Raw genomic sequence first — 23,653 nt, 5'->3', positions numbered from 1 at the left:
AACTGTCTTTTTGTCCTCCTGACTGCCAAGGTGCAGCGGGAGGATTTCACATCACGGATATAGGAGTGAAATGAGATGAATAACATGCAGTTATTTGATTTAACGAATGCGCAAAAGCGTATATGGTATACCGAATTACTCTACCCGGATACGTCCGTGTCACAGCTATCTGGTACAGCCAAGATGAAGGGTCATATTCATATCGCTGCCTTCATGCAGTCTATCAATTTGATTATCAAACAGTATGATGCGTTCCGCATTCGTATTACCTCAGTGGATGGAGTACCTAAGCAGTATGTCGTTCCTTATGAAGAGAGACAGTTGGAGTGTCTGGATCTTACCCACATCGAAAGCATTTCCGAGGTCGAAGCCTTGCTTGAGCAGCACAAAAGCAAACCTTTGCCATTATTGGACTCTGAACTCTTCCAGTTTTTAATTGTAAAGATTAGTGAGGAAGAATATTGGATTAATATCAAAATGCACCATATCATTTCTGACGGGATTTCTATGGTGGTCTATGGCAATCAACTGATAGCCTTTTATATGGATTTAATTCAAGGAAATGAACCTAAGCTGAGCGATGATTGCTCTTATATTGAATATATTGCAGATGAGAATGCCTATGAGCTTTCTGATAGATACCAGAAGGATAAAGTGTACTGGCTGGACAAATTTTCTGATTTGCCTGAACTGACAGGTTGGAAATCATATAATCCGTTATCGCTAAGTACCCAAGCTGTTCGGGAGCATTTTACTGTGCCAGAGGCGCTATATCGCGAGCTACAGGCATTTTGCCAGCAAAACAGGATTTCTCTGTTCCAATTCTTCATGGGTGCGATGTATATCTACATACACAAAGTGACGAATCAGCCGGATGTGGTGATCGGCACCTCGTTCGCTAACCGGGGGAACAAGAAAGAGAAGCAAAAGATCGGTATGTTTGTCAGCACGGCCGCAGCCAGAACATATGTTGACAAGGATGTAGAGGTGTTGAGCTTCCTGCAGGACGTAGCTAGGGATCAAATGTCAGTCTTGCGGCATCAGAAATATCCGTACAATCAGTTAATTCAGGATCTTAGAGAAATGCACGGCAACAAGGATATTCAGCGGCTTTTTGGTGTTTCCATGGAATACCGCCTTATCAACTGGGTTGATTTGGATGACGTGCGCATTTTGACGGATTATGATTTTTGCGGCGATGAAGTGAATGATTTCGTGCTTCATATCGTGGAGATCTTGGATGAAGGCGAGCTGGTACTGGATATCGATTATCGGACGAAGCTGTTCGAACGCAGTGAAGTAACGGACATGGTGTCCCAGCTGCTTACGATCGCCGAGCAAATCATTCATACACCGCAGCTTACCATCGCAGAGGTAAACCTCTTGGGAGAAGCAGAGGAGCAATCCATTCTGGCTCTTTCGGAAGGCGCTGTAGTTGATTACCCGCGTGAGAAGACGATTCATGGCTTATTCGAGGAACAAGCCGCGCGCACGCCGGATCACGTAGCTGTTCAGATGGGCGAGCAGAGTATTACATACCTAGCTCTAAATGAGCAGGCTAACCAGCTTGCGAGATATTTACGCACTGAAGGAGTGGATGCAGATGTACTCGTGGGGATTATGGCTGATCGTTCCCTAGAGATGGTCATCGGCATGTTGGCGGTTTTGAAGGCAGGAGGGGCCTATGTGCCAATTGATCCTGACTATCCTGAAGAACGTATTCGTTATATGCTCGAAGATTCAGGAGTCCGTCTGTTGCTCACCCAAAGCCATCTATGGGAGAGTACCACGTTTGACGGGAAGCTTGTGAGTCTGGACGAAGCCGCAACGTATACAGGAGATGCTTCCAATCTGGAGAGCATTTCGGGACCAAACCATTTGGCCTATGTTATTTACACATCGGGTACAACTGGCAAACCAAAGGGAACGCTGATCGAGCATAAAAATGTAGTTCGTCTGCTCTTTAACGATAGCAATTTATTTGATTTCAGTTCCCAGGATACATGGACGCTGTTCCATTCGTTCTGCTTCGATTTCTCTGTATGGGAGATGTATGGAGCGCTTCTTTACGGAGGGAAACTGGTAATTGTCCCATCCCTTACAGCCAAAAGCCCGGCAGCTTTCCTGGAGCTGTTGAAAGACAATCAAGTCACTATTTTGAACCAGACGCCGACCTATTTTTATCAGGTGATACAGGAAGAATTAGCGCACTCATCCACAGAGCTTAGCCTTAGAAAAATTATTTTTGGCGGAGAGGCCTTGAGCCCATCTCTTCTGAAAAACTGGCGGGCAAAGTATCCTGGTGTGCAATTGATTAACATGTACGGAATCACGGAAACGACGGTCCATGTCACTTACAAGGAAATCACTGAACATGAGATCGAAGCGGGCAAAAGCAATATTGGTAGAACCATTCCAACGCTTAGCGCTTATATCTTTGATGAGCATAGACGCCTGCAGCCTGTCGGGGTTCCGGGGGAGCTATACATTGCGGGGGACGGTCTGGCCCGTGGGTATTTGAACCGACTAGATTTGACGGCTGAAAAATTTGTAGAACATCCGTATCGGGCGGGTGAACGCTTGTATCGAACCGGGGACCTGGCTCGCTGGTTGCCTGACGGCAATATTGAGTATTTGGGCCGGATCGACCATCAGGTTAAAATTCGCGGCTACCGGATTGAGCTGGGCGAGGTCGAAGCCCAAATTCTCAAGGCTCCGAACGTACGGGAAACAATTGTCCTCGCCCGGGACGACGAACAGGGACAAAAATTGCTGTGCGCCTACTATGTAGCCTCCAGCGATCTTTCGCCAGGGGAATTGCGGTCTCAGCTGGCAACGGAATTACCAGCGTACATGATTCCCACTTATTTTGTCCGGCTGGAGCAAATGCCGCTTACACCCAATGGCAAGCTGGATCGCCGCGCGTTGCCGGCTCCTGAGGGCAGCGTGCAATCTGGTGAGGATTATCTGGCTCCAAGAACTGCAGTGGAAGCACAGCTGGTGCTCATCTGGCAGGATATCCTGGGAGCTGCCCGCGTGGGCGTCCGCGATAATTTCTTTGAGATCGGTGGTCACTCTTTGCGGGCGACATTGCTCGTTACGCGGATTCGCAAAGAGCTGGGATGCAGCATTTCGCTGCGTGAAGTATTCCAGTCGCCTACGGTTGAATCTCTGGCGCGACTGGTGAAAGAACGCATTCCAACCGTGTACGAGTCTATTCCACAGGCTGAGAAAAGCGAAGCATACCCAGTGTCCTCAGCGCAAAAGCGGTTATACGTGCTGAGACAGATGGACGGGGGAGAGCTCAGCTACAATATGCCGGGGGCCTTCACCGTGGACGGACCGTTGGATCGCGTGCGGCTGGAGTCTGCGTTCAAAGCACTGATCCAGCGTCATGAATCGCTGAGAACCGGCTTTTATATGCAGGATGGAGAGCTTGTTCAACGTGTGCATAAGAATGTTCCGTTTGCGTTGGACTACACAGAGGCGTCGGTGGAGGAAACGGATACGCTCATTCACAGCTTTACCCGTGCCTTTGATCTGAGTCAGGCTCCATTATTGCGTGTTGGCTTAGTGAAGCTGCAGGAGGAGCGTCATCTGTTGCTGTTTGATATGCATCATATCATTTCAGATGGTGTTTCCATTCAAATACTGGTGGAGGAACTCACGCAATTGTATCAAGGAGAACACCTACCAGAACTGCATATTCAATATAAGGATTATGCGGTATGGCAACGGGAACAGTCTGAGAGAGAGTGGCAAGACCTTGAAGCGTATTGGCTGCAAGCCTTTGAAGGAGAGTTGCCGGTATTGGAGTTGCCTACCGACTTCCAGCGCCCTTCGGTTCGGAGTTTCGAGGGAAGCCGAATTGATTTTACATTGGACGAGTCTGGCAATAAGGCGATACAAGAGCTTGCATCCCGTACAGGTACTACACTGTATATGGTATTGCTGGCGGCTTATTCGGTGCTGCTGCACAAATATACGGGGCAGAAGGACATCGTCGTAGGATCTCCAGTAGCCGGCAGACCACGGGCGGAGCTTGAGGGCATCATTGGGATGTTTGTCAATACACTGGCCTTGCGCAGTTACCCGGCAGGAGAGAAAACCTTTCAGGATTATCTTCTGGAAGTCAAGGAAACAGCACTCAAGGCGTTCGAGCATCAGGATTACCCTTTTGAAAAATTGGTCGAAAAACTGGGCGTAGGACGTGATGTGAGCCGCAATCCGATCTTTGACACCCTGTTGGTATTACAAAATACGGAGCAAGAAGAGCAGGACATGGATGGAGTGCACTTTACTCCTTACCCAATGGACACCGTCACAGCCAAGTTTGATTTGTCCCTTAATGTAGAGGAGAAGGGTGCTGAACTAGCCTTTGGCCTTGAGTATAGTACGGCTTTGTATCGGCGGGAAACTGTAGAGCGATTGGCAACGCACTTGCTTCGGGTTCTGCATGCAGTCGCGGCTAATCCTCAGTTGCAACTGGCCGAGATTGAGATGATCACACCAGAGGAGAAAGTACAGATCATTGAAGTATTCAACGCGACAGCTACTCCTTATCCAAGGGATAAGACTATTCATGAGTTGTTCGCTGAACAAGTCAAGCGTACACCGGAGCAGACGGCACTGGTATTCGGCGATGTCCGATTAACGTACCTTGAATTGGAAGATAAAGCACGCCGATTGGCTCAAACACTGCGTCGTTTGGGGACACTAAGGGAGCAACCAGTGGCTATTATGGGCGGACGGAGTATCGAGATGGTGGTTGGTATGCTCGCAGTGCTTCAGGCTGGTGGAGCCTATGTGCCGATCGATCCTGATTACCCGGAAGATCGGGTTCGTTATATGCTCGAAGATTCCAATGCCAAGCTACTACTGGTACAAAAGGGCGAGCTTATAAATGTAGACTACGGTCTACCGATTGTTGACCTCAGCAGTGCAGAGGCTTATGCGTCTGAGCCTGTCCAAGCTGAGGAGGTAGTTCAGGGACCACAGGGACTCGCTTATGTTATCTATACATCGGGTACGACGGGTAGACCGAAGGGCGTTATGGTTGAACACCGGAATGTGGTCCGTCTGGTCAAAGAAACCAATTATGTGGAACTAAACGAATCCACGCGAATTTTGCAGACAGGAGCCGTGGCCTTCGATGCCTCGACCTTTGAGATATGGGGGGCATTGCTTAACGGCGGACAGCTTTATTTTGTGGAGAACGATGACATCCTGATTGCCGATCGGCTCAAAGCAGCTATTGCCAAGTACGGGATTACAACCATGTGGCTTACTTCACCGCTTTTTAATCAGCTTTCACTGCAGGATGAGTACCTGTTCAGAGGACTGAAAGCATTGCTGGTAGGTGGTGACGTACTGTCCATATCTCATATAAACCGTGTCATCGAGGCTAATCCTGATCTTGTCCCTATCAATGGCTATGGTCCGACAGAGAATACGACCTTCTCCACCACCTACAAGATTCCGGGTCGTGTTGAAGGGGGCGTGCCGATTGGTCGCCCGATTAGTAACTCGACCGCTTATGTAGTCAATGAATCGCTGCAATTACAGCCCATTGGTGCTTGGGGCGAGTTGATTGTCGGCGGTGAAGGTGTAGCGCGCGGATATCTCAATCGTCCTGACCTCACAGCAGAAAAATTTGTCCCTAGTCCTGTTAAGGAAGGGGAACGCTGCTACCGAACTGGTGATTTGGTTCGCTGGCTTCCAGATGGGAACCTGGAGTTTAAGGGAAGAATTGATGAGCAGGTCAAAATACGCGGTTACCGTATCGAACTCCCCGAAATCGAGGCTCAATTAGCCAAGGTGGAGTCAGTAGTTGAAGCCGTAGTCGTCGTTCGTGCAGATGAGCTTGGAGAGAAGCAGCTTTGCGCTTATTATGTGGCGGACCGTGCGCTCACGGCAGGCGAAGTACGCCTTGCCCTATCGCAGGTACTTCCGGGCTATATGATGCCATCCTACTTTATCCAGATGGATCGTATGCCATTAACATCAAACGGAAAAGTAGACCGCAGGTCTCTGCCAGCTCCGCAAGTAGGTGCGCATACAGGACGGAAGTATACAGCTCCTCGTACACCGGCTGAAGAAGCTTTGGCGTCTGTCTGGCAAGGGGTGCTGGGTGCTGAACAGGTGGGTATCCATGACAATTTCTTTGAATTGGGCGGAGATTCCATCAAGGCCATTCAGGTGTCGTCACGGTTACTGCAGGCTGGCTATCGGTTAGAGATGAAGCAACTGTTCAAATCCCCAACCATTGCCGAGCTAGGTGCAGAAATACAAACGGCTGTGCATATGGCTGAACAGGGAGTTGTGCGTGGAGCGACTCGCTTGACTCCAGTCCAGCAGTGGTTCTTTGGGCGGAATCAGGCAGAGCCTCATCACTTTAATCAAGCGGTCATGCTGTATCGTGAACAGGGATTTGAGGAAAAGGCTTTGCATCATGTGCTGAGAAAATTGGCCGAGCACCATGACGCCCTTCGTATGGTTTTCCGTCAGACCGAGCATGGCTACGAGGCTTGGAACCGTGATCTTGAAGAAGGAGAGCTGTATAGTCTGTTCACTGCTGATTTACGGAACGAATCCAATCCAGTTGCAGCCATTACAACGCTGTCGGACGACATCCAGCGCAGCATCAATCTGGCAGAAGGTCCGCTGATGAAGTTAGGGCTTTTCCATTGTCAGGATGGAGACCACCTGCTGATTGTGATCCACCATTTGGTGGTGGACGGAGTATCCTGGCGGATTTTGTTTGAGGATATCGCAGCAGGCTATGAGCAGGTGATTCAAGGACAAGCACTGACATTCCCGCAGAAGACGGATTCCTTCCGTGACTGGGGAGATGCCCTTGCCCGTTATTCGGAAAGCCCAGAAATCGAGATTCATCGGGCGTATTGGAGAGAACTGGGGAATCAGCCGCTCGAGCAGTTGCCGAAGGATGAGGCTGTGGAAAGCCTTTTACTGAAGGATAGCGAAATGGTGACCGCCCAATGGACTGTGGAAGAAACCGATCAACTGTTGAGAAAAGCCCATCGTGCTTACCAAACGGAAACGAACGATCTGCTATTGGCCGCTCTGGGCATGGCGGTATCTAAGTGGTCTGGCATTGGCAAGATTGCTGTGAATCTTGAAGGGCATGGTCGTGAACCGATTGTGCCGAATATCGATATTACCCGTACTGTCGGCTGGTTTACAAGTCAGTACCCAGTCATTTTAGACTTGGGAAATAATACTGAATTGTCAGCCTTGATCAAGTCTGTGAAAGAGGGGCTACGCCGTATTCCGAATAAAGGTATCGGGTATGGGTTGCTCAAAACGATGGCCAGTCAGGAGGACGCAGACAGTTTCAACTTGCAGCCTGAGATTTCTTTTAACTATCTGGGGCAGTTTGATCAGGATTTGCAAGGAAGCTCGTTGCAGGTTTCTCCTTATCCAACCGGAAGCGCGCAAAGCTTGCTGGGAGAGTCAGCCTATACGCTAGATATCAATGGTATGGTGACAGACGGAGCCTTGACTCTGACGATGAGTTATAACGGAAAACAGTATAAGTCATCCACAATGAAACAGCTCGCTGGATATATCGAAGAGAGCCTACGGCTACTGCTTCAGCATTGTGTAACCCAGGAAAGAACTGTATTGACGCCAAGTGACGTGCTTGCCAAGGGACTGAGTATTGCTGATCTGGAGGAGCTTTCTAAGCAGACCAATCACATAGGCGATATTGAGAATGTGTACAGTCTGACGCCGATGCAGAAAGGCATGCTGTTTCATGATATGTTCGAGCCGCATACAGGGGCTTACTTTGAGCAGGCTGCCTTTGACTTTAAGGGTAGCTTTGATCCGACCGCCTTCGGGCAAAGTCTGGATGCAGTGGTGGAGCGCCATGCCATCCTGCGCACGAACTTCTACAGCGGATGGGGCGGCGAGCCTTTACAGGTCGTATTCCGGCATAGAGGCGCCAAATTGGTGTATGAAGACGTGCGTGACATGGATGCATCGCAGCGTGAAGCTTACCTGAAGACTTTTGCGGCTAAGGATAAAGCTCAGGGCTTCAACCTGGCTGAAGATGAGCTTCTGCGTGTATCGATTCTACACACAGATGAAGAGAGCTTCCGTCTCTTATGGAGCTTTCACCACATCGTCATGGATGGGTGGTGTGTTCCATTAATTACACAGGAGGTGTTTGAACACTATTTTGCCCTCCTGGAAGGAAGAGAGCCTCAGCTGGCAGAGGTTCAGCCGTATAGCCGATATATTGAATGGCTGGAACAGCAGGATGAAGCAGCAGCGGCCGACTATTGGAGCCGATATCTGGCCGGTTATGAGCAACAGACGCTTTTACCTCAAGTCGGTGGAGCAGCTAAGGGAGAAGGCTATGTAGCAGAAAAGCTGGACTATCCTGTCAGCAGGGAATTGACTGAACGCCTGGAAAAGGTGGCCAGAGATGCTCATGTCACGATGAATATATTGTTGCAGTCTATCTGGGGCGTTGCGCTTCAACGCTATAACGGTAGTCGGGATGTTGTATACGGAAGTGTAGTATCAGGCAGACCGGCTGAAATTCCGGGAATTGACCGGATGATCGGTTTGTTCATTAATACCATTCCAGTTCGTGTGAAGACGGAAGAACATCTCCCCTTCACAGTCCTGATGAAGCAACAGCAGGAACAATATATGGCTTCTCATATGTATGACACCTACCCGTTGTTTGAAATTCAGGCTCAGACGGACCAAAAGCAGGATCTCATCTCTCATATTATGGTATTTGAGAACTATCCTGTGGAAGAGGAAGTAGAACGTCTGGGAGGTGGCGAGGCTGCCTTTGAGATTGAGGAAGCGGAGCTTCTTGAACAAACGAATTACGATTTTAACTTAATTGTTCTACCGGGCAAAGAGATGAGATTGTTGTTCCAATACAATGCGCTCGTCTATGATCCAGCCACGATCGAACAAATCAAGGGCCACTTGTTCCACCTGATGGAACAAATTGTGGAGAATCCTGCAATTTCCGTGGATGCTCTGGAATTGGTTACGCCACAGGAGAGAGAGCAGATTCTGAACGTATGGGGAGACACGGGGGCCAGTTCCAAACACCGTACTACGTTTCACGGGTTGTTGGAGGAGCAGGCAGGTCGAACGCCGGACGCCACGGCCATTGTATTTGAGAACGAGATACTGACCTACGCCGAGCTGAACGCAAAAGCCAATGGATTGGCGAGAAGACTGCGTGCTGAGGGAATCAAAACGGGAGACCTGGTGGGGCTGATTGTTGAACGGTCAACGGATATGATCGTTGGGATGTACGGCATTATGAAAGCCGGGGGCGCCTACGTTCCTATTGATCCAGAGTATCCGAAAGAGCGGATCAACTACATGCTTGAGGATTCGGGGACGAAGATGATTCTTGCACAAGCTCATCTTCTGGAGCATAGAGGCTGGACGGGAAATGTCCTGTTGCTGGATGAACCGTCGACCTATGATGCCGACACTTCGAATTTGAAGGATACGGCCGACCCTGACGATTTGGCTTACGTGATCTATACCTCAGGCACGACAGGTCAGCCTAAGGGCGTATTAGTGGAACACCGGGGACTACAAAATCTGTCGGACGTATACCGCGGACTCTTCGAAGTTACACCGCAGGATCGGATTGTTCAGTTTGCAAGCCTGTCGTTCGATGCATCGGTTTCGGAAATTTTAACGACATTGAGCCACGGAGCTACTCTGTGTATTCCTTCTACACAAGAGATTTTGGATCATGCTCTGTTCGAAAAGTTCATGAACGATAAGGGGATTACGGTGGCGACTTTGCCACCAGCCTACGCTATCCATCTCGAGCCAGAGCGTCTGCCGACACTGCGATGCCTGCTAACAGCTGGGTCAGCCACATCGGTCGAATTGATCGAAAAGTGGAGAAAGCATGTACAATACTTCAATGCATATGGTCCAACTGAGGACTCCGTATGCACTACCATATGGAATGCCCAGAACAGTAAAGAAACTGTAGGAATCGTATCCATTGGACAACCAATTGCCAACCATCGTGTGTATATCTTGGATGACCATTTCAGATTGCTGCCTGTCGGCGTAGCTGGAGAACTGTGCATTTCGGGTATCGGGTTAGCACGGGGGTACCATAACCGCCCTGAGTTAATGGATGAGAAATTTGTGGACAATCCGTATGCTCCAGGAGAGCGTATGTATCGGACAGGCGACCTAGTTCGCTGGTTATCGAATGGAACCATCGAGTACCTAGGTCGAATAGATCACCAAGTCAAAATCCGTGGCTATCGGATCGAGCTGGGCGAGGTCGAAGCACACATGCTCAGAGTGCCGTCCGTTCAGGAAGTCGTGGTTTTGGCTGTGGAGAGTGATGACGGCTACAAGGATCTAGTCGCTTACTTCGTAGCTGCTCAGAAACTTGAGGTATCCGAGCTCCGAGCAGATCTGTCGGAGATGCTGCCTGGATATATGATCCCTTCTCGCTTCATACAACTGGAGGACATGCCTTTAACGTCGAACGGAAAAATAGATCGAAAAGCGCTGCAAGGCGAGCGTGGATGGGCAGTGACTTCATCTGAGGCTCCAAAGACACCTATAGAAATCCAATTAGCCGAAATCTGGCAAGAGGTGCTGGGTGTAGAGAGCGCGGGAGTAAAGGATAATTTCTTCCATTTTGGAGGCCATTCACTGCGTGCAGCTCTGCTAGTCTCACGAATTCGTAAGGAGATGAATCGCGAGATTAGTCTAAGAGAAGTGTTCGAGTCGCCTACCATTGAAGGATTGGCTCGGGCCATTGAAGGCTATACACCGCTGAATTTCGAAGAAATTCCTACAGCCGAAGCACGTGAGCACTATCCATTGTCCTCAGCCCAAAAACGGCTGTTTATCCTTAGTCAGCTGGAAGGTGGAGAGCTGAGCTACAATATGCCAGGTATCCTTACGGTTGAGGGAGACCTGGATCGGGAACGGCTGGAGCAGGCATTCCGTCGTCTGATTAGTCGTCATGGTTCGCTGCGCACCCGTTTTGTGACCGTTAACGGTGAACCTGTACAGCAAATCCTACCGGATGTTCCGTTTACGGTGGAATATGCGGAGTTGAGCGAGTCAGAGGCAGAAGCTACCCTTCAGCAATTTGTCCGTCCTTTCGATCTTGGTGAAGCTCCATTGCTGCGGGTGGGTCTGATTCGAATTGCACATGAGCGCCATTTACTATTGTTTGATATGCATCATATTGTCTCAGATGGGGTTTCTATGAATATTCTCATAGAGGAGTTTCTCCGTTTCTACCAAGAAGAGGACGTATTGCCTGCGCTACAAATCCAGTACGCAGATTATGCGGTATGGCAGCAAGAGCAGCTCGGAAGAGAGCGTCTCAAAGCCCAGGAAGCTTACTGGCTGGATGCATTCCGCGGAAGCTTGCCAGTGCTGGATTTGCCAGTGGACGAAGTTCGTCCTGCGGTACGAAGCTTTGCGGGAGATCGGATTGACTTCCAGATTGATGCTTCTCTGAGCGCTTCACTTCAGGAGCTGGCTACCCGAACAGGTTCTACGCTGTTCATGGTGCTGCTGGCAGCCTATACGACGCTCTTGCATAAGTACACGGGTCAGGAAGATGTCATTGTCGGTTCACCAGTGGCGGGAAGATCCCATACCACACTCGAAGGTCTCATCGGTATGTTCGTAGGCACAGTGGCACTGCGTACTTATCCAGAGGGCGAAAAGTCCTTCGAGGCTTACTTGCAGGAAGTGAAGGAAACAGCCCTGCGGGCCTATGAAAACCAGGATTATCCGTTCGAGGAGCTGGTAGAGAAGCTGCAGCTTCAGCGTGACCTAAGTCGCAACCCACTATTTGATACCATGTTTGTTCTGCAAAATATCGAGCAGGGAGAACAAGAAATCGAGGGATTGCGTTTCACTCCTTACGATCATGTACATCCTGCTGCCAAGTTCGACCTCACACTGACGGTGAGCGAAGCGGATGGGACATTGAACTGCACGCTGGAATACGCGACTGCAATCTACAAGCGGGAGACCGCTGAGCGGATGGCAGGCCACTTTGTACAGCTTATTCAGGAAGCTATCGCCAATCCGGGAATGTCGTTGTCATCCCTGGATATCGTGACACCGCAGGAAAAATCGATGTTGATGAAAGATGCGGACGCAGCCAAAGCAGATTATCCTCGTGACAAAACGATTCATGCACTGTTCGAGGAACAGGCTGTTCGTAATCCGGATGCAATAGCAGTCGTATGTGAAGAGGCAACCCTGTCTTATAGCGAGCTGAATGAGCGGGCCAACGGACTTGCCAGAACACTGCGCGAGCGTGGTCTGCAACCAGATGGTCTGGTTGGGATCATGGCGGAACGTTCCCTTGAAATGGTCGTTGGGATTTTAGCCATTTTGAAGGCGGGCGGAGCTTATGTCCCTGTGGACCCTGAATATCCAGAGGATCGCATTCGCTTTATGCTTGAGGATTCGGGAGCCAAGCTTCTGCTGACACAAGCACATCTGGAGACACGTGTCTCCTTTACCGGGGACGTCATCAATCTGGATGAGCCGGCTTCCTACAAGGAAGATGTCTCAAATCTGGAGCCTGCAGCTGGACCGAATCATCTTGCCTACGTCATCTACACATCGGGTACGACAGGCAAGCCTAAGGGAACACTGATCGAGCATAAAAATGTAGTCCGCTTGCTCTTTAATGATAAAAATATGTTTGACTTCGGTTCTCAGGATACGTGGACGCTGTTCCATTCGTTCTGTTTCGACTTCTCTGTATGGGAAATGTACGGGGCATTGCTGAACGGAGGTCGTCTGGTCATCGTTCCGTCGTTGACCGCGAAGAGCCCTGAGCGTTTCCTGCAATTGCTTAAGGATCAGAAGGTCACCGTGTTGAACCAGACGCCAACATACTTCTACCAGTTGCTACAGGAAGAACTTAGTCATCGCGCGGCAGAGTTGAGCCTCCGCATGATTATCTTTGGTGGAGAGGCATTAAGCCCGGCCTTGCTCAAGGACTGGAGAGCGAAATATCCGCAAGTGCAGCTCATCAACATGTATGGCATCACGGAAACGACCGTGCATGTGACCTATAAGGAAATTACAGAACTGGAAATTGAGCAGGGTCGCAGTAATATCGGTATCCCGATTCCGACACTACGTGCGTACATTCTGGATGAACAACGCCGTCCACAACCGATTGGTATTCCGGGTGAACTCTACGTTGCGGGCGAAGGGCTGGCGCGTGGCTACCTAAATAGACCGGAATTGACGGAAGAGAAGTTTGTAGCTCATCCGTTTGAAGCGGGCGAGCGTATGTACCGCTCAGGTGACTTGGCACGCTGGCTGCCGGATGGCAGCATGGAGTATCTCGGACGGATTGACCATCAGGTTAAAATTCGGGGTTACCGCATTGAGCTGGGCGAAGTGGAGGCGAAGCTGCTCCATGCTCCGTCTGTAAGGGAGGCCGTTGTGCTTGCCCGAGAGGATGGAAGTGGACAAAAAGTGCTGGTCGGCTATTTTACTGCGGATCAGATGCTGACGGTAGGCGAATTGAGAAAAGCCTTGGCTGCTGAACTGCCGGCTTATATGATTCCATCTTACTTTATGCAATTGGAACAGATGCCGTTGACGCCAAATGGCAAGCTGGATCGCAAAGCGCTTCCGGCTCCAGAGGCCAATGTGCAGACTGGAGCGGTTTATGAAGCGCCGAGGAACGCAGCTGAGGAAGCTTTAGCTTCCGTATGGCAAGGTGTGCTGGGAGCACAGCAGGTCGGCATCCATGATCATTTCTTCGATCTGGGTGGTGACTCTATTAAGGCGATTCAGGTATCTTCCAGATTGTTCCAGTCCGGATACAAATTAGAGATGAAGGATCTCTTCAAATATCCGACCATTGCCGAGCTAAGCCCGTATCTTCAGGTAGCCGGACGCACAGCAGAGCAAGGTGAGATCAAGGGTGCAGCGGAGTTAATGCCAATTCAGCGTTGGTTCTTTGAACGCCACACAGCAGAGCCGCATCATTACAATCATGCTGTCATGCTCCATCGGAAAGACGGCTTTGATGAGGCTGCACTCCGGTTAACAATGGACCAAATTGCGATCCATCATGATGCGCTGCGTATGGTTTTCCGGCCTACAGAAGCTGGATACGCGGCCTGGAATCGGGGAATTGACGAAGGCGAACTTTACACATTGGACATCGCCGATATGCGACAGGCAGATGACGAGGCAGCTGCTGTTCAAGCCCAGGCCGATGCCATACAGGCAAGCTTCCACTTGGAAGACGGCCCTCTGTTCAAGCTAGGCTTGTTCCATTGTAAGGATGGCGATCATTTGTTGATTGTCATTCATCACCTCTTGGTTGACGGCGTGTCCTGGCGCATCCTGTTTGAGGACATTGCAACAGGATACGAGCAGGCGTTGAACGGACAAGTGATTGTTCTTCCGCAAAAGACCGATTCGTATCTTGTATGGTCCGAGCAAGCGGCGAAGTATGCAGCAGGCCCTGCTCTGGACAAGGAACGTTCATACTGGCAGCAGATTGAGGAGACGATTCTGACTCCACTGCCAAAGGATCAGGATCAGGAGCCGGGCACCATTCGGGATACCGAGTCGGTTACGGTAACGTGGTCTGCTGAAGAAACCGACCTGCTGTTGCGACAAGCAAACCGGGCTTATCATACGGAGACGAATGATTTGCTCTTGACTGCTCTGGGAGCAGCTACTCAGCGCTGGACAGGCGTGGAGCAGGTTCTGGTTAACCTTGAAGGGCATGGCCGGGAAATGATCATACCAGATCTGGATATTACCCGTACCGTGGGCTGGTTCACAACTCAGTACCCTGTTCTGCTGAACCTGCAAGATGGGCAGGAAGTATCTACCCGAATCAAGCGCATCAAGGAGAATTTGCGAGAGGTTCCGCACAAAGGCATCGGCTACGGTCTGCTGAAGTATATGGCACCGGAAAATGGCGCTCGATTCAGCGTAGAACCGGAAGTTTCCTTCAACTACCTTGGACAGTTTGACCAGGACTTGGAGGGCAATGCTCTTAGCTTGTCTACACATTCAGTCGGTAAGGCGCTCAGCGATCACACACCACAGCAATATGCTCTGGATGTGAATGGCATGGTTGCCGAAGGCCAGCTATCACTGACGATTACGTATAGCAATAGGCAGTACCGTAAGGAGACGGTGAGTCATTTTGCTGAATTATTACAGTCAAGCCTTAGCGAGGTCATCCGGCATTGTGTGGTTCAGGAGCGTGCGCAGCTTACGCCAAGTGATGTTCTGTTCCAAGGTCTGACCCTGGAGCAGCTTGATCGACTCACAGCCCAGACGGCCCATATTGGAGAGATTGAGGATGTGTACAAGCTAACGGCAATGCAGAAGGGCATGCTCTTCCACAGCTTGCTGGAGCCGGACTCCTCTTCCTACTTTGAGCAGGCAACGTTTGAGCTACGTGGCAGCTTCGATGTAGATACCTTCTTCGAGAGCTTCCAGGCTTTGGCGCAACGACATGCCATACTGCGTACCGGTTTTTACAACAATATTACTGATGTACCGCTGCAAGTTGTCTTTAAGCAACGGCCTATCCCTCTGAACTACGTAGATTTGCGTGCCGCTACGTTGGAGGAGCAAGAAGCCCAGATTCAGGCTTACACTACTGAAGATATGGCTAAGGGATTCAGCTTGTCAGAAGATCCGCTGATGCGAGTGAGTGTCTTGCAAAAAGAACAAAGCCACCTTGTATTGTGGAGCTTCCATCATATTGTCATGGACGGCTGGTGCATCCCGATTATTACACAGGAGCTGTTCGATTATTATTCTGCCCTGCGTCAGCAAGTACAGCCTGTACTGCCGCCGGCTCAGCCCTACAGCCGTTATATTGAATGGCTTGATGCACAGGACGATCAAGAGGCTTCAACATATTGGAGTCAATATCTCGAAGACTATGACGGCAATACGGTATTGCCAGAAGCTAAAACGAAATCTCAAGCTAAAGAAGAGGGCTACGTTCTGAATGAGCATGTTCTCCATTTGGGTACAGCCTTGACCCGCAAAATGGACGTTGTCGCGAAGCGCAATCATGTGACGGTCAACACACTCATGCAGACAGCCTGGGGACTGATTCTCCAGCGTTACAATGCCAGCTCGGATGTAGTTTTCGGCGGTGTTGTATCGGGTAGACCTGCTGAGATTGCAGGGATCGAGAATATGGTGGGTCTGTTTATTAATACAGTACCTATCCGTGTACAGTCATCCAAAGACGAGGCCTTCGTCGAGGTGATGAAACGTACACAGGCACATTCGTTGGCTGGTCGTGCCTACGACACTTATCCGCTGTATGAGATTCAGGGGAAAACAACTCAAAAGCAAGACCTGATTTCTCATATTATGATTTTTGAGAATTATCCGCTCGACGAACAGGTAGAACAGTCGGGTAACCACACAGAGGACAATCTCGAAGTCGCCAACTTCGCCATGTTTGAGCAAACCAACTATGACTTTAACCTGGTTGTCATTCCAGGCGAGGACATTAAGGTCTGCATTCGCTACAATGCTTCGGTCTACGAGCAAGAAAGCATTGCGCGAATCGGAGGACACTTGTTGCAAATGCTCGATCAGGTAGCTACTCGTCCGCAAGCAACGATACAGGAGCTGGAGATTGTAACAACAGAGGAACGGACGAACCTGCTAGACTGGGGTGGCAAGGCTCATGTCTATCCAAGTGATCAGGGTCTGCACACCTTGTTTGAAGAACAGGTTGCCCGTACGCCGGATAAGATCGCGGCAATAAGCGGTGACATCCAGATCACGTATCGGGAGCTGAACGAGCGGGCAAACAGACTGGCTTCGACCTTGATAGCTCAAGGACTGCGGAGCGAACAAGTAGTAGGTCTATTGGCGGATCGATCAGTGGAACTGCTGGTTGCCATTATGGGCGTGCTCAAAGCGGGCGGAGCCTATGTACCGATTGATCCTGAATATCCGCAGGAGCGGATACAGTATATTCTGAAGGACTCTGGCGCTGAGATTCTGCTCACACAGAGCCACCTGACGAAGCTAGCGTCCTTTGAGGGAATGGTTATGGAATTGGATTCTCCGCACATCTACGGAACTGGAGTGAATAATCCTAATATTCCTGTGAGAGGAAACGATTTGGTGTATTTAATCTATACTTCGGGTACAACAGGAAATCCGAAGGGAACCATGATTAACCATAAAGGAATCGTGAACTACATCTGGTGGGCCAATAAAGTCTATTGTGCAGGGCAACCAACGGACTTCCCGCTGTATTCATCCATTTCGTTTGACTTGACGATGACATCAATGTTTACTCCGTTAATAAACGGAGGAATAGTACGGATTTATGATGGTATAGATAAAGCGGAGGTTGTTCAGCATATTTTGCGCGAAAATGCGGTCGATATTCTCAAGCTGACGCCGACACATCTCAGTCTCATAAAAGACATGACCATTCCAGCGGAAAGTCGCATTCAGCAGCTCATTGTGGGTGGAGAGAATCTGACCACGCATTTGTCAAAAACGATTACCGACCTCTTTGGTGGCAACATCAAGATTTACAATGAATACGGTCCAACCGAAACCGTCGTCGGCTGCATGATTCACCTGTACGATCCTGCGAAGGATACACGGGAATCCGTACCGATTGGATTGCCGTCCGATAACATATACATTCATATCTTGGATCAACAGCTTCGTCTCGTACCGTTAGGTGTGGAGGGCGAAATGTACATCGCCGGGGACGGAGTAGCCCGTGGATACCTGAACCGTCCGGATCTTACCGCCGAAAAATTCATTAGGAATCCGTTCGCCGCGGAAGGAAATATGTATCGGACTGGAGATTTAGCTCGTCGCCTTCCTAATGGAGACATTGAGTACATTGGGCGTATTGACCATCAAGTCAAAATCCGGGGCTATCGTATTGAACTTGGTGAGATTGAGGCCAAGTTGCTGGATATACCACTTGTCGAGGAAGCTCTTGTTGTTGCGTGGGCAGATGCCAATGGACAGAAGTCTCTATGTGCTTACTTTGTAGCGGATCGGGAAATGTCTGTCAGCGAGCTGAGAAATGAACTGTCTGCTGAACTGCCTGCATATATGATTCCGTCTTACTTTGTCCAAATGGACGTAATGCCTTTGACACCGAATGGCAAGCTGGATCGCAAGGCACTGCCTGAACCAAACGTGGGTGTGAAGGCAGGAGCTGCCTTTGCTGCTCCGCGGACGGATGTGGAGAACATTTTGGCTTCGATTTGGCAAGGTGTGCTCAGCGTGCCGCTTGTTGGCATACATGATAATTTCTTTGAACTTGGAGGCGACTCGATCAAATCGATTCAGGTTTCATCAAGACTTCTCCACGCAGGCTACAAACTGGAAATGAAGAATTTGTTCAGCTATCCAACAATTGCGGAACTGGCTCAGCGCGTTAGCGCAGTCAGCCGAATTGCAGATCAGAGCGAGGTACACGGAACGGTAAAACTGGGACCTGCCCAGCGCAGATTTTTCGAAGAGCAGTCAACGGATCTTCATCACTTTAATCAGTCGGTTATGCTGTACCGACGTGAAGGCTTTAATACCGATGCGCTCGCCAAGGTTATTCAAAAAATTGCAGAGCACCATGATGCGCTGCGACTGGTGTTCCGCCAAGGAGAGCAAGGAGTAGAAGCCTGGAACCGTAGCTTGGGCGAAGGTGAGCTGTATAGCCTCCAAATCCACGATTTGCGGGATGAAAAAGATCCGGCTTTGGCAATAGAAGCAGGTGCAGAAGCCATTCAGCGCAGCATCTCTCTGGAGGATGGACCTCTCTTTAGACTAGGTCTGTTCCGCTGTACGGAAGGCGAACATTTGTTGATCGTTATTCATCACTTGGCTGTGGATGGCGTATCCTGGCGTATTCTCTTTGAGGACCTACAGGAAGGCTACGAGCAGGCAGCACGTGGAGAAGCGGTCAAACTTCCACAGAAGACGGATTCATACCGTGCATGGGTTGATGGAATCACGAAATACGCCAACAGCCCGGCGGCTGAACAAGAACGCAGCTTTTGGGCTGAGGTGGAAGGAGAGGGATTTGCCCTTCTTCCAAAAGACAAGGTGGACGGTACTCTTCTTATAAAAGACAGCGAGGCTGTTACGGTAACATGGTCGGCAGAAGAGACAGAGCAGTTCTTGAAAGAGGCGAATCGCACTTACAATACGGAAGTTAACGATCTGCTCTTGACGGCCCTCGGTATGGCAGTTCAAGAGTGGACAGGGATCGAACGTGTAGGCATCCTGCTGGAAGGACATGGACGGGAGCCTGTAGTACCAGAATTGGATATCACTCGCACGATAGGCTGGTTTACAAGTCAGTATCCTGTCGCCCTTGAGATGGGAGGCGAAATGGAGATCGGCGCCAGAATCAAGCGTATTAAGGAAGATCTGCGTCGTATCCCGAACAAAGGTGTAGGATATGGTATTTTGAAATATTTGAGCGACGTATCGGATGGCTCCTCCTTCTCGGCAGAACCGGAGATTACCTTCAACTACCTGGGGCAGTTTGACCAGGATCTTGCAGAGGGAACGATGGAGGTATCACCTTACTCGGCAGGATCTGAGGTCAGTGAGCAGATGGTGCAGCATCAGGCATTGAACATCAATGGGCTGATTACCGAAGGACAGCTTCAGCTTTCGGTCAGCTATAACCATCAGCAGTTCCATGCAGATTCGGTAGAGAAGTTTGTCGGTATCCTGAAGGAGCGTCTCAGTGAAGTTATTGGGCACTGTGTGCGCAAGGAAAGAACCGAACTTACACCAAGCGATGTACTCCTCAAAGATATCAGCTTGGAGGAAATCGAGGAGCTGGAAGAGCAGACACGGCACATCGGTAGCATTGAAAATATGTATAAACTGACACCAATGCAAAAGGGAATGTTGTTCCACAGCTTGCTGGAGCCTCATTCAGAGGTCTACTTTGAGCAGGCCACATTTGAAATTCAGGGAGTGTTCTATCCTGAGGATTTCAAACGCAGCTTACAGCATCTGATGAAACGGCATGCCATATTGAGAACGAATTTCCATGCCGGATGGGGCGATTTCCCTATACAGATTGTGTTCAAAGAAAGAGCATGCGATTTCGTATACGAGGATTTGCATGAGCTGGAATCCAGTGAAATAGAAGCGCGTCTTGCAGCTTACATTGCCCAAGACAAAGCAAGAGGCTTTGATCTTGCGAACGAGGCCTTGCTGCGTGTTGCTATTCTACGTACTGCAAAAGAGCATTACCATCTGTTGTGGAGCTCTCATCACATCATTTTGGATGGCTGGTGTATGCCGCTTGTGCTTCAGGAAGTGTTTGAAACATACGGAGCTCTACGTGAGCAAAAGGAACCTGAGCTTCCTGCAGCAGCATCGTACAGCCAGTACATTCAATGGTTGGAGAAACAAGGCGAGGAAGAGGCATCCTCTTACTGGAGAGGATATCTGGAAGGCTACGAGCAGCAGACGAAGCTGCCACAGGCTATTACACAGCCATCGGCCAAAGCAGAAGCCTACTTGTCAGAGAAGCTGGTATTCACGTTGGATGCGGAATTGACCGAGCGCCTGGAACAAGTGGCCAAGCAGCACCAGGTGACGATGAACACACTGATGCAAGCAGCCTGGGGAATCGTGTTGCAACGCTATAATAGAAGCCAGGATGTCGTCTTCGGAAGTGTGGTATCGGGCAGACCTGCCGAGATTCCGGGTATCGAAAGCATGATCGGTCTCTTCATTAATACAGTTCCAGTTCGAGTTCAAGCCGAAGGAAGCGAATCGTTCTCTCAAGTAATGAAGAGACAGCAGGAATTATATTTGGCAGGACATGCTTATGATTCCTATCCGCTCTATGAGATTCAGGCACAGAGCGAACAAAAGCAGGATTTAATTTCCCATATTATGGTATTTGAAAATTACCCGGTAGAAGAGCATCTGGAAGAGAAAATTGCCAATGATGAGGCCGAATACAAAATTACGGATGTTCAGATGTTTGAACAGACAAATTATGACTTTAACCTCATTGTGCTGCCGGGACGTAGTCTGGAGTTCTTATATCGTTATAATGCTCGCGTCTATGATCGGGAGAGCGTGGAACGGATTCAAGGACACTTGACGAGAATTCTGACAAGCGTATCTGTACAGCCTGCTATCCGTATTGATGAGCTGGAGCTGATTACGCCAGAAGAGAAATCACAAATTATAGAGGTATGGGGAGACACAGCAGCTCCTTATCCGCGTGAGAAGACCCTTCACGGTATATTTGAGGAAAAAGCTGCGCTCACACCGGATCATACAGCACTTATTTTCGGCGAAACGGAGCTTACCTACGGAGAACTTCATCAGCAGGCCAACCGCCTCGCACGTACGCTGCGTGCGCAAGGGGTCAGACCAGATCAGCCAGTCGGCATCATGGTCGAGCGTTCGCTTGAGATGATCATAGGCATCCATGCCATTCTAAAAGCGGGCGGCGCTTATGTTCCGATTGATCCGGAATTCCCTGAGGATCGTATTCGCCACATGCTGGAGGATTCGGGAGCGAAGCTTTTGCTGACGAAGAGCCATCTCATAGATCGTTTCCCATTCACTGGCACGATCCTGGCACTGGATGATCCGCAGGCGTATCATGCGGATGACTCCAATCTGGAGCCGATTGCAGGGCCAGAGCATCTGGCGTATATCATTTACACGTCGGGTTCAACTGGCAAGCCGAAAGGTGTAATGATTGAGCATCGCTCCGCCGTCCATACACTGAGTCAGTTGGAAGCTGAATATCCGATGTTGGCAGGTGATCGATTCCTGCTCAAAACGACATTCACCTTTGACTTCTCCGTGCCAGAGCTGTTCTGCTGGTTCTTTGGACAGGGGACGCTTGTGATCCTGCCGCCGGGCGTGGACAAAGACCCAGTGGCACTGCTGGAGGCTGTGGATACGAACCGAATCACGCATCTTAATTTGGTACCTTCGATGCTCAGCGTGCTCGTTCAATATTTGAAAGAAAGCAGTACCCAAGGATTCCTTACTCTGAAATATCTGTTTGCCTGCGGCGAGACGCTGCCTGCCAAACTTGTGGAAGAGTACTATAAAGTGTCTCCTTATGCAGTACTGGAGAACATCTACGGTCCTACGGAAGCGGCTGTATATGCGACTCGATATACAACGAGTCCTGAGACTGCGACTCTAACGCATGTGCCTATCGGCAAACCGTACGCTAACGTCCAAGTATGGATGATGGATAGCGCTTCTCAGGTATCACCAGTAGGTGTGCCAGGGGAACTCTGCATTGCAGGTGAAGGGGTAGCGAGAGGGTACTTCAATCAGCCGGAACTGACGGCAGAGAAGTTCATTCCTCATCCGTACAAACCGGGAGAACGGATTTACCGAACGGGCGATTTGGCCCGGTGGTTGCCAGACGGGAATATTGAGTATTTGGGACGGATCGATCACCAGGTAAAAATCCGCGGTTACCGCATTGAACTGGGAGAAGTGGAAGCACAAATCCTGAAGGTGCCGTCGGTGCAGGAAGCGGTTGTTCTAGCACTGGCTGACTCCAGCGGAAGTACTCAGCTTTGCGCATACTTTGTGGCCGAGGAAGGGCTCGCAGCGGGCGTCCTACGCGAGGCACTGGCCAGCGAGCTGCCAAGCTACATGATTCCATCTGCTTTCGTGCAGCTGGGGCAAATGCCGCTGAATCCGAATGGCAAATTGGATCGCAAAGCGCTACCAGCGCCGGAAACCCTTCTGCGGAGCACAGCGGAGTATATCGCGCCGCGTACGCAGACAGAAGTAGAGCTCGCTCAGATTTGGTCCGAGGTGCTCGGTGTACAGGAAATCGGAATCAGGGATCATTTCTTCGAGCTTGGGGGCCATTCCCTGAAAGTATTGGGCTTGATTCAAAGGATCTCGTCCAGTATGGGCGTCCATCTCCCGCTCCAGGCCGTGTTTAATCTGCCGACAGTGGAAGAAATGGCACATGAAATTTTCAAGCTGCAGGCAACAGCTGCTGCGGATGAACAAGAAATGGAGATTATCCGCTTCCCAGGGAAAGGAACACTTAAAGTATTTTGCTTCCCTCCACGGGTAGGCCACTCTTTGGGGTACTATGAGATGGCCAAGGAGCTGGAAGGGCTTTGCGAGGTGTACGGGATGGAATTTATCGGCGATCGGTACCAGGGTCAGGATATGCTGGATCGATACATCGATGCCATCGTGGATATTCAAGCAGAGGGTCCATATGTATTCCTGGGATACTCACTTGGAGGAAATCTGGCCTTCGAGGTAGCTAAAGCCATGGAAATGCGAGGGTACCATGTTGGCGACATTATTATGGTAGATGCTATGAGAAAGATGTCCAAGGATGAATCGACACCAGAGGAGCTTGAGGAGATTGTCGAGACAGTGCTGGACAGCATTAGAGAGCAGTACAAAGCATTCCTCGCAGATCCAGCGGACAGGGAGCGAGTCATGGAAAAAATGCTAGTTTACTCCACCTACCGCGATGAACTTATTAACGCAGGTGAAGTTCATGCAAATATCCATGCTCTGATTGCAGAGGATGATAGTATTGGACCGGATACATCATTAGATAAATTGTTATGGCAACAGG

At 49.9% G+C, this 23,653-nt stretch carries 1 protein-coding gene (cut by a window edge); it reads left to right on the top strand.

What is annotated here, in order from left to right; translation table 11 throughout:
• Positions 1-75: 75 nt before the first annotated feature.
• Positions 76-23,653: the 5' portion of a non-ribosomal peptide synthetase gene (locus C0638_RS07335; RefSeq protein ID WP_102163409.1), read on the top strand. It continues 152 nt past the right edge of the window; the window shows 23,578 of its 23,730 coding nt (coding positions 1-23,578); the start codon lies at positions 76-78; its stop codon lies beyond the right edge, outside the window.

The sequence above is a fragment of the Paenibacillus sp. lzh-N1 genome, assembly GCF_002872435.1.
GTDB lineage: Bacteria > Bacillota > Bacilli > Paenibacillales > Paenibacillaceae > Paenibacillus > Paenibacillus polymyxa_C.
The sequence above is the reverse complement of the archived record's forward strand: the minus strand, read 5'-3'. Positions and strand labels throughout refer to the sequence as shown.